9 protein-coding genes are annotated in these 8,762 nt (G+C 69.0%); 7 read left to right on the top strand and 2 right to left on the bottom strand.

Annotated features, from left to right (window positions below):
* The first annotated feature begins 5 nt into the window (after nt 1–5).
* From QM597_RS05850 to QM597_RS05875, 6 genes are read left to right on the top strand one after another with little or no spacing between them, the layout of a single operon-like run.
* Nucleotides 6–536: a hypothetical protein gene (locus QM597_RS05850; protein ID WP_415003931.1), complete on the top strand. Its 531-nt coding sequence runs from the start codon at nt 6–8 to the stop codon at nt 534–536.
* Nucleotides 533–826 carry a DUF6167 family protein gene (locus tag QM597_RS05855; RefSeq protein ID WP_415003932.1) on the top strand — a complete coding sequence of 98 codons (294 nt, stop codon included), beginning with the start codon at nt 533–535 and terminating at the stop codon, nt 824–826. Before QM597_RS05850 ends, QM597_RS05855 begins: the two co-directional genes overlap by 4 nt.
* Nucleotides 826–3,489: an alanine--tRNA ligase gene (gene alaS / locus QM597_RS05860; protein ID WP_415003933.1), complete on the top strand. Its 2,664-nt coding sequence runs from the start codon at nt 826–828 to the stop codon at nt 3,487–3,489. The genes QM597_RS05855 and alaS overlap by 1 nt, the downstream gene beginning before the upstream one ends.
* A gap of 7 nt (nt 3,490–3,496) precedes the next feature.
* Nucleotides 3,497–3,973, top strand: coding sequence for a Holliday junction resolvase RuvX (ruvX, locus tag QM597_RS05865; protein ID WP_415003934.1), 477 nt, complete (start codon nt 3,497–3,499; stop codon nt 3,971–3,973).
* A complete protein-coding gene (mltG, locus tag QM597_RS05870; protein ID WP_415003935.1) occupies nt 3,970–5,097 on the top strand; it encodes an endolytic transglycosylase MltG in 1,128 nt (375 codons plus the stop codon). The genes ruvX and mltG overlap by 4 nt, the downstream gene beginning before the upstream one ends.
* Nucleotides 5,097–5,927: a shikimate dehydrogenase gene (locus QM597_RS05875; protein ID WP_415003936.1), complete on the top strand. Its 831-nt coding sequence runs from the start codon at nt 5,097–5,099 to the stop codon at nt 5,925–5,927. The genes mltG and QM597_RS05875 overlap by 1 nt, the downstream gene beginning before the upstream one ends.
* Nucleotide 5,928: 1 nt before the next feature.
* Here QM597_RS05875 and QM597_RS05880 read toward each other — a convergent pair whose 3' ends face one another.
* Nucleotides 5,929–7,107 (bottom strand): hypothetical protein, encoded by a 1,179-nt coding sequence (locus tag QM597_RS05880; RefSeq protein ID WP_415003937.1) that lies wholly within the window; start codon nt 7,105–7,107, stop codon nt 5,929–5,931.
* Nucleotides 7,108–7,290: 183 nt separating this feature from the next.
* Here QM597_RS05880 and QM597_RS05885 point away from each other — a divergent pair, with 183 nt between their 5' ends.
* Nucleotides 7,291–7,515, top strand: coding sequence for a hypothetical protein (locus QM597_RS05885; RefSeq protein WP_415003938.1), 225 nt, complete (start codon nt 7,291–7,293; stop codon nt 7,513–7,515).
* A gap of 185 nt (nt 7,516–7,700) precedes the next feature.
* Here QM597_RS05885 and QM597_RS05890 read toward each other — a convergent pair whose 3' ends face one another.
* Nucleotides 7,701–8,690 carry an IS5 family transposase gene (locus QM597_RS05890; protein WP_415003941.1) on the bottom strand — a complete coding sequence of 330 codons (990 nt, stop codon included), beginning with the start codon at nt 8,688–8,690 and terminating at the stop codon, nt 7,701–7,703.
* Nucleotides 8,691–8,762: the final 72 nt, after the last annotated feature.

Consider the following 8,762-nt stretch of genomic DNA (forward strand, 5'->3'; position numbering starts at 1 on the left):
GGACTATGCCTGTCGACGTGATCGTGCTGGCCGCTGCTGCGGTCGTCGCAGTCATTGCCCTCACAGCGGCGGTGGTCACCGTGCGGTCGGCCCGTCAGAGCGCCCGCGACCGCGCGGCGGTGGCAGAACTGCTGAAACGAGCTGAAGAGGAACGTGACCTGACGCCTGCTCCCTTCGAGGCTCACACGTTCGCACCGCAGGGGGTGACCTCCGCCGATCTCGTCCTCGATGCGCGACCCCTCGCCGAGCTGAGTCCGGCGCATGTGGTCGACGGCAAGGTGATCGTCGTGCCGACGCAGCAGCAACTCGTCGCCACGGTGCTCAGCCGTCCGACGACCCGACTCGCCGTGTGGGCGACCGGGCTGGCCTACGCGCTGCGGGCCGAATCGCGCGACCGCATCGCGGCGCTGATGCGACGCGAGTTCACCCGCCGCCGTCGTGAACGCCAGCGAGCCGCCCGCCGGGCCGCACGGGCACCCCTGCCGACCGTCCCCCGGAGTGCCATTCCCCGCGCCATCGCGGAGGCCGACCGATGATGGGCCGCGCCGCCTGGTTCGTCGCCGGCACCGCCGCCGGGGTGTACGCCTCGGTCAAGGCCCGCCGTGCCGCCTACCGGCTCTCCGTGCCGGGCGTCGCCGATCAGGCCGCCGCGCTCGGCCTGGGCTGGCGCGAGTTCAAAGCCGAGGTCGCCGACGGTGCCCGAGCCAAGCAGCGCGAGGTCGTCGCCGACCTGTACCGTCGCGCTGCACTGCCCCTCGAACCCGACCCGAGCGCGACCGGACCCTCGCCCGCGCTACCCCGTACCACCGACAAGGACCTCATCTGATGGAGACCGCCGAGATCCGGCGCCGATTCCTCGCCCACTTCGAGGCCGCCGGGCATACCGTCGTCCCGTCGGCCCCGCTGCTGTTCGACGATCCCAACCTGCTGTTCGTCAACGCCGGCATGGTGCCGTTCAAGCCGTACTTCCTCGGCCAGGAGACGCCGCCGTACCAGCGCGCCACCAGCGTCCAGAAGTGCGTGCGGACCCTCGACATCGAGGAAGTCGGCAAGACCACCCGGCACGGCACGTTCTTCCAGATGAACGGCAACTTCTCCTTCGGCGACTACTTCAAGGAAGGTGCCATCGAGCACGCCTGGCGGCTCATCACCGGCTCCGTGGCCGACGGCGGCCTCGGCTTCGCCCCCGACACCATCTGGGTCACCGTCCTGCACAGCGACGACGAGGCGCGCGAGCTGTGGAAGAAGGTCGCCGGGCTGCCCGACGAGCGCATCCAGAACCGCGGCCTGCTCGATAACTACTGGAACATGGGTGTCCCCGGCCCGGGCGGTCCCTGCTCGGAGATTTACGTCGACCGCGGTGCCGAGTTCGGTCCCGACGGCGGACCCGTCGTCGACGAGGACCGCTTCCTGGAGATCTGGAACCTCGTGTTCATGCAGGAGGAGCTGTCGCAGGTCCGCGCCAAGGACGACTTCGACATCGCCGGCCCCCTGCCGGCCAAGAACATCGACACCGGCATGGGCCTGGAGCGCGTCGCCTACCTGCTGCAGGGCAAGGGCAACCTCTACGAGATCGACGAGGTCTTCCCGGTCATCGAGCGCGCTCAGGAGTTGACCGGCCGCCGCTACGGTGCCGATCCGGCCGACGACGTGCGTTTCCGGGTCATCGCCGACCACGTCCGCTCGGGCCTCATGCTCATGGGCGACGGCGTCACCCCCGGCAACGAGACCCGCGGCTACGTGCTGCGGCGGCTGCTGCGTCGCGCGGTGCGCTCGATGCGCCTGCTCGGTTACGACGACCCCGCGCTCCCGGCGCTGCTGCCGGTCAGCAAGGACCGGATGAAGGCGAGCTACCCCGAACTGGAGGCCGACTTCGCCCGCATCAGCCAGATTGCGTACGCCGAGGAGGACGCCTTCCGCCAGACCCTCGGCAAGGGCACGCAGATCTTCGACCTGGCCGCCGAGGAGACGAAGAGGTCCGGTGCCACGGTCCTGGCCGGGGACAAAGCCTTCCAGCTGCACGACACCTACGGCTTCCCCATCGACCTGACCCTGGAGATGGCCGCCGAGCAGGGCTTGGCCGTCGACGCCGACGGTTTCCGCGCCCTCATGGCCGAACAGAAGGCCCGCGCGAAGGCCGACGCGAAGGCCAAGAAGGGCGTTCACGCCGACACCACCGCCTACCGCGACGCGCTCGACACGCACGGCCCGACCGACTGGCAGGCATACACGACGCTCACCACCGAGTCGCGCGTCCTCGCGCTGCTGGCCGAGGGTGCCGCGACGCCCGCGCTCGGTGCCGGCCAGGTCGGCGAGGTCGTGCTCGACCGCACCCCGTTCTACGCCGAGTCCGGCGGTCAGAACGCCGACGCCGGCCACCTGCGATGGGACGGCGGCGCCGCCGAGGTCCTCGACGTGCAGCGGCCGATCAAGGGCCTCGTCGTCCACCAGGTGCGCATCACCGGCGGTGAACTGACGCTCGACACGACCCTGGAGGCCCAGGTCGACCCCGAGTGGCGCACCGGCGCACGGCAGGCGCACTCGGGCACCCACGTCGTCCACGCGGCGCTGCGCGAAGTGCTCGGCCCCACCGCCTTGCAATCCGGCTCGTACAACCGGCCCGGCTATCTGCGGCTCGACTTCGGCTGGGGCAGCGCCCTGTCGCCCGAGCAGCTGCACGAGGTCGAGACCGTCTCGAACCGCGCGCTGCGCGAGGACCTGCCGGTCAGTGCCTCGCTGATGACGCTCGCCGAGGCCAAATCGGCCGGAGCGCTGGCGCTGTTCGGCGAGACCTACGGCGAGCAGGTCCGCGTCGTCGAGATCGGCGGCCCGTGGTCGCGCGAGTTGTGCGGCGGCACACACGTCGACCACTCCTCGCAGATCGGCACCGTCGTCGTCACGTCGGACTCTTCGGTCGGTGCCGGCAACCGGCGCATCGAGGCGCTGGTCGGCATCGAGGGCTTCGCCTACCTGGCCCGCGAGCGCGATCTCGTGACGCAGGTTTCCGGGCTGCTGAAGGTCAAGGCCGAGGACATCCCCGGCCGTGTCGGCGACCTGGTCGAACGGCTCAAGGCGACCGAGCGGGAACTCGAGAAGATCAAGGCCGCCGAACTGCTCGCCGGGGCCGCAGGCCTGGCCGGTCAGGGCAAGAACCTCGGCGGAGTCACCGTCGTCGCGGCCCGGGTCGACGGGGTAGCCGGCGGAGACCTGCGCACCTTGGCCCTCGACGTGCGGGGTCGTCTCGGCGACGAGCGGCCCGCCGTCGTCGCGCTGTTCGGGGTCGTCGGTGACAAACCCTCGGTCGTGATCGCCCTCAGCCCCTCGGCGGTCGACGCGGGCCTGAAGGCCGGCGACCTGGTGCGCGCGGCGGGAGAGAAGATCGGCGGCCGCGGCGGCGGCAAGGCCGACATCGCCCAGGGCGGCGGAAGTGACGCAGGCGGCGTCGAGGCGGCGATTGCGGTGGTCGAAGCGGCCGTCGCTGGAGCGTGATCGCGGCGTGCGTCGCGGACGCCGGCTCGGCATCGATATCGGTGCGGCCCGCATCGGCGTGGCGACCTGCGATCCGGACGGCCTGATCGCCACCCCGGTCGAGACCGTCGCGGCCGGCGACGGGGCCGTGAGCCGGATCGTGGCCCTGGCCGAGGAGTACGACGCCATCGAGCTGGTCGTCGGCTTGCCCTACTCGTTGTCGGGGCGCGAAGGACAGGCGGCGGCCACGGTCCGCTCGGTGGCGCAGGTGCTGGCCGAGGCGGCCGGCCGGCCGGTGCGGCTGGTCGACGAACGACTCAGCACCGTCACGGCCTCCCAGCAGTTGCGCGCCGGCGGGACGAAGGCCAAACGCCAGCGTCCGGTCATCGATCAGGCCGCAGCCGTGGTGATCTTGCAGAATGCTCTGGAGGGCGAACGCCTGCGGGGGACGCCGCCCGGCCACCTGATCGAGCATCACCCGACGAGCACCGGAGGACAAGTATGAGCGGTCTCGAACTGGTCAACGGAGGGGAGCCGCCGCGTCTGCGGCCGGGCCGGCGTCGTGCGGTGAAGAAGAAGCGCGTCTGGCCGCGCATCCTGGTCGCCTTCGTCGTCCTGGCGGTGCTGGCCGGCGGCGGTTGGTGGCTGTACGGTATCGCCGTCGAGCGGTTCGGCCCGCCGCCGGACTACAGCGGCAACGGTTCGGGCGAGGTCGTCATCCAGGTAGAGTCCGGCTCGAACTGGCAGAAGCTGTCGCACGTGCTGGAGGACGAGGGCGTCGTCAAGTCCTCCGAGGCGTTCTACGAAGAAGCCCTGAACGACCCCGAGAAGCACATGCTCAAGGCCGGCTCTTATCTCATGCGCCAGAAGATGTCGGCCGCAGCGGCTTACCGCGCGCTGACCACCGAGATCGTTCCCGCCGACAACACGGTCACGGTTGCCGAGGGCGCGCGTGTGGGCCAGGTCGTCGAGGCGATCACTGCCGCGACCGAGATCCCCGAAGCCGACCTGCTGGCAGCCCTCGACGATCCGGCGACGATCGGACTCCCCGAGGTCGCCAACGGCAATGCGGAGGGGTACCTCTTCCCGGCAACCTATGTCGTCGAACCGGAGGAGACGGCGGTGTCGCTGCTGTCGAAGATGGTGAGCAAGACCGCCGAGGTCACGGCCTCGCTCGATATCGAGGACCGCGCTGCGGCGCTCGGTTACACGACCGAGGAGATCCTCACAGTCGCGAGCATCCTGGAATACGAGGCGAAACTCGACGAGGATTATGCGAAGGTGGCGCGGGTCCTGTACAACCGGCTCGACATCGACATGCCGCTGCAACTGGATTCGACCGTTTCCTACGTGAGCGAGCGAGAAGGCGATGTATGGACGACCTCCGAGGAGCGGGCCAACCCGTCGGAGTACAACACGTACCAGCACACGGGCCTGCCTCCGGGGCCGATTGGCTCGCCGGGGGAGAAGACCATCGAGGCCGCGCTCAATCCGGCCGACGGCGACTGGCTGTACTTCGTCGCGGTCAACATGGAGACCGGTGAGACCAAGTACGCCACGACCTATGCCGAGCACGAGCGCAATGCCGAGGAAGCCCGTGAGTACTGCCGCAATTCGGATATCTGCTGATGCCCGCGGCGTACGGGCGGTGCGCGGTCCTCGGCAGCCCGATTGCCCATTCGTTGTCACCAGTCATGCATCGGGCAGCGTACGGGGAGTTGGGGATCGGCTGGACCTACGAGGCCCTCGACGTCACCGAGGACGCCCTGGCCGGGTTCCTCGACGGTGTGGACGATTCGTGGCGGGGCTTGTCGGTCACCGCTCCGCTCAAGCGTCGGCTGGTCTCGTTGATGGACGAGATCAGCGAGGACGTCGAGGCGCTGGGCGTGGCGAATACGGTGCTGCTGGACGAGCGGCGCGGCAGGGTCGGCTTCAACACTGATGTCCCCGGCGGCCTGAACGCCCTGCGTGAGGCGGGGGTTGAGGCGGTGGCGAGTGCGCGCATCCTCGGCGGCGGGGCCACGGCGGCGTCGATGGCGCTGACGCTGTCGCGCCTCGGCGTACGGCGGCTGGAGGTCGCGGTGCGGGACGTGGCTCGAGCGAGCGATGTGCTTGCCGTCGCGGAGGCGCAGGAGGTAGCGGCTTCGGCGGTGACGCTGGACGGCTCCGACCGTGGCCTGGTGGACGTGCTGGTCTCCACCATTCCCGCCGGGGCGGTCGATCCGTCGTGGGCGGCTTCGGCGGGGGCCGTGTTCGACGTGATCTACGACCCGTGGCCGACGCCGTTGGCCTCGGCGGCGTTAGAGCACAACATTCCCGTCGTCAACGGCCTGGACTTGCTGGCGCACCAGGCGGCCCTGCAGGTGCACCTGATGACCGGCGGCACCGTGGCCGCCTCCCTGCTCCGCGCCGCCGCGCTGCGCGAACTAGCCGGGCGACCTGACGGGAGGAACCGGTAGGTTACGGGCGGTGATCGGCCGTCGGGGGTCCTGAATACAGGCGCATGAGGTCCCGGCGGAGACGAGGTGTGCGGACCTGCTTGCGGAGGCGAGCCAGGGTCTCCTCGCTGCCGATGGCCATGTGCAGCGTGCTGAGGAGATGGTCGCGGGTCCGCATCGCTTCGCGGCTCTCATTCGGGTCGAGCGCGCTGATCCGGGCGAGAAGTTTCTCCACGCCGCGATGGTCGGCCGTCGGCCGGGGCCGTGATTCGGCGACAGCGGCGGCCACGAGACAGTGCAGTTCATCGGCCTCGGGGAGCGTCCCAGCAGCGTCCCCGCCGAACAGTGCCAGCAGGTCGTCGTAGCCGTGGGCGGGTGGCTCGAAGGCATGCCGCAGGAAGCCGTCACCGATCCGCCTGTCGCCGCAGACTCCGGCCGCCTCACGCCACCCCGCGCGTATCGCGACACCGGCGACGAGTTGCGCTTTCAGCCGCCGCATTTGGGCGGTGTCCAGGCGGGCGGCGTAGTGCTTCCAGTTCCGAAAGAACGCGGCGGCGTCGCCGTGGGCCGCGTGGTACCGAGCGACCTCGCGCCATCCGACGTGGCCGTCCCGTGACGCGATGATGGCCGCGACTTTCTCGGCCGCCACCGCGTCACCGGCTGTCAGATGCGCCTCGAGGATGCGGAGGAGGAGGTGGCGAACCACGAGGTCGTGGTCCGTGTTCGCCGCACCCGTCGTCTCGACGGCCTTCACCAGGCGTTCGCCGTCTGCCGTCGTGAGGATCCCGTGTGACAGCAGGAGCAACACCACTGCCGGCAGGCCTCGGCTCGCCATGATCCGATGTCCGCCACCGGCCGACAAGGGTACGTAGATCCCGAGGTAGGCCGATGAGGGCACATAGGTCCCTGGGGATAGCTGGGCGTTCGAGAGCAGGCGCTGCCGGGCGGCCTCGTGGTCTGCGGGAAGTGCGTCCTCCAGCCGGGCGATCAGCGGGCGAAGCGCTGCCGGTACCGGGTACGGAGGAGAGCAGAAGGCTTCCTGATCGGTCGGCGACCAGGGGAACGTCAGCGCCCGGATCGCGGTCTCGAGAACGCTGAGATCTGCGGCAGCGGCGATCTCGCCGTTATCGCTGCGGCGCTCGTTGATGGAGGGCAGGTCGTCCTGACGATCCCGCTTGGTGCCGAAGATCAGTCGTCTCATTGCCATCCTTCGCGTCTCGTTTTCGCGCTCGGCCGTCGCTGGGGCTGCCCCTGGTGAGCACCGCGCACTCAGGCTGCCCTGATGCCACCATAGGCTTCTGTCGAACGCCGATCCCGCGCCGGATCGCGGTCCAGGGAGTGATCGGTAGAGTCCGTCCCAACCCACTCTGAGCGGGACGGGATCATGGATATTCGCGCTGGCTCGTGCCAGGTGTGCTCGGCGTGCTGTCTGTACGCCATCGCTGACCCGAGGGTCGTGGTGGTCGCCGAAGCGGACTGGGTGGTCATTCGCCACTGTCGTGTCTGTGGCGCGTATTGGGACATGCAGCCCGCCAGTTACCCGGTGGTGATGACGTACGAGGAGGCGCTGAAACGGGTCCCCGATCTCCAAGGATGGGCGGAGCGCTGACGGCTTCGATACGCGGTGGAGCCGAAGCCACCGTGTCGCACTAGCCCGTTAGGGAATCGCTGATCTATAGGCCATCGGTGGGTGAGCGAGCCTGGGGAGGGGCGTAGGGACCTGTTTCGTGCTGCTGCCTTGCTGCCCTGCGTCCGCCTTTCGGGACTGTAGGGCCGATTGCGGGCAGGCTGGCGCTACGCCGTCGCCGGGGTGAGGGCGACGGCACGGGCCCGCATCACCCAGTTCGCGGAAGCGAACAGCACGTGGAGGTGGTTGAGGTTCTTCGCCATGCCGCGGTATCGGGTCTTGGTGAACCCGAAGTCGCGTTTCACGATCAGGAACGGATGCTCGACCTTCGCGCGCATGCCTGCCTTGCGTGACTCCAGATCCCGGTCGAGGTCGGGCATCGACTTGAGTGCGCCCTTGCGTGCCGCGATCCTCCACTCAACCTTGCTCAGGTGATCGTCGCCGGCGATCTCTGGCCGCTTGGCTGCGCCTTGGTAGCCGTAGTCGGCGTAGACGGTCTCGTCGTCATCACGCACCAGGTGGTGTGCTTGGTCGAGGTCGTGCACGTTCGCGGAGGTCGCGGTCACGTTGTGGGTATACCCGGTGCCCGCGTCGACCCCGATGTGGGCCTTCATTCCGAAGTACCACTGGTTGCCCTTGCGGGTCTGGTGCATCTCCGGGTCACGGGTGCCGGTCGCGTTCTTCGTCGAGGACGGTGCCGCGATGATGGTCGCGTCGATGATCGAGCCGCCACGCATGATCCAGCCCTCGGCCTCGAAGATCTCGTTCTGTGCCGCGAACAACGCCTCGCCGAGCTTGTGCTCCTCGAGAAGGTGCCGGAAGTGCAACAAGGTCGTGGCGTCGGGGACCTGCTCGACCGCGAAGTCGAGCCGCATGAACCGACGCATCGCATAGGAGTCGTAGATTGCGTCCTCGACACCCTCATCGGACAAGTTGAACCACGCCTGCAGCAGATACATCCGCAACATCGACTCGATCGGCTTGGCCTTACGGCCCCGCTTGCCCGGACGGTCGGCGTAGTAGTGCGGCTCAATCAGACCGACCCACACGTGCCACGGGATCGTGGCGTCCATCGTGTCGAGGAACTGCTCACGCTTGGAGGTCCGTCGCCGGTTGCCGTACTCGACATCAGTGAAGGAGGGCTGGTCGCTGTCCACGACCCCATGATTTCGCGATCCCAGCCGCCAGGCCACCCGCCGAGCCGGGTCGCCGCAAAGATCAGCACTTCC

The sequence above is a fragment of the Aeromicrobium sp. genome, assembly GCF_047607065.1.
Lineage (GTDB): Bacteria > Actinomycetota > Actinomycetes > Propionibacteriales > Nocardioidaceae > Aeromicrobium.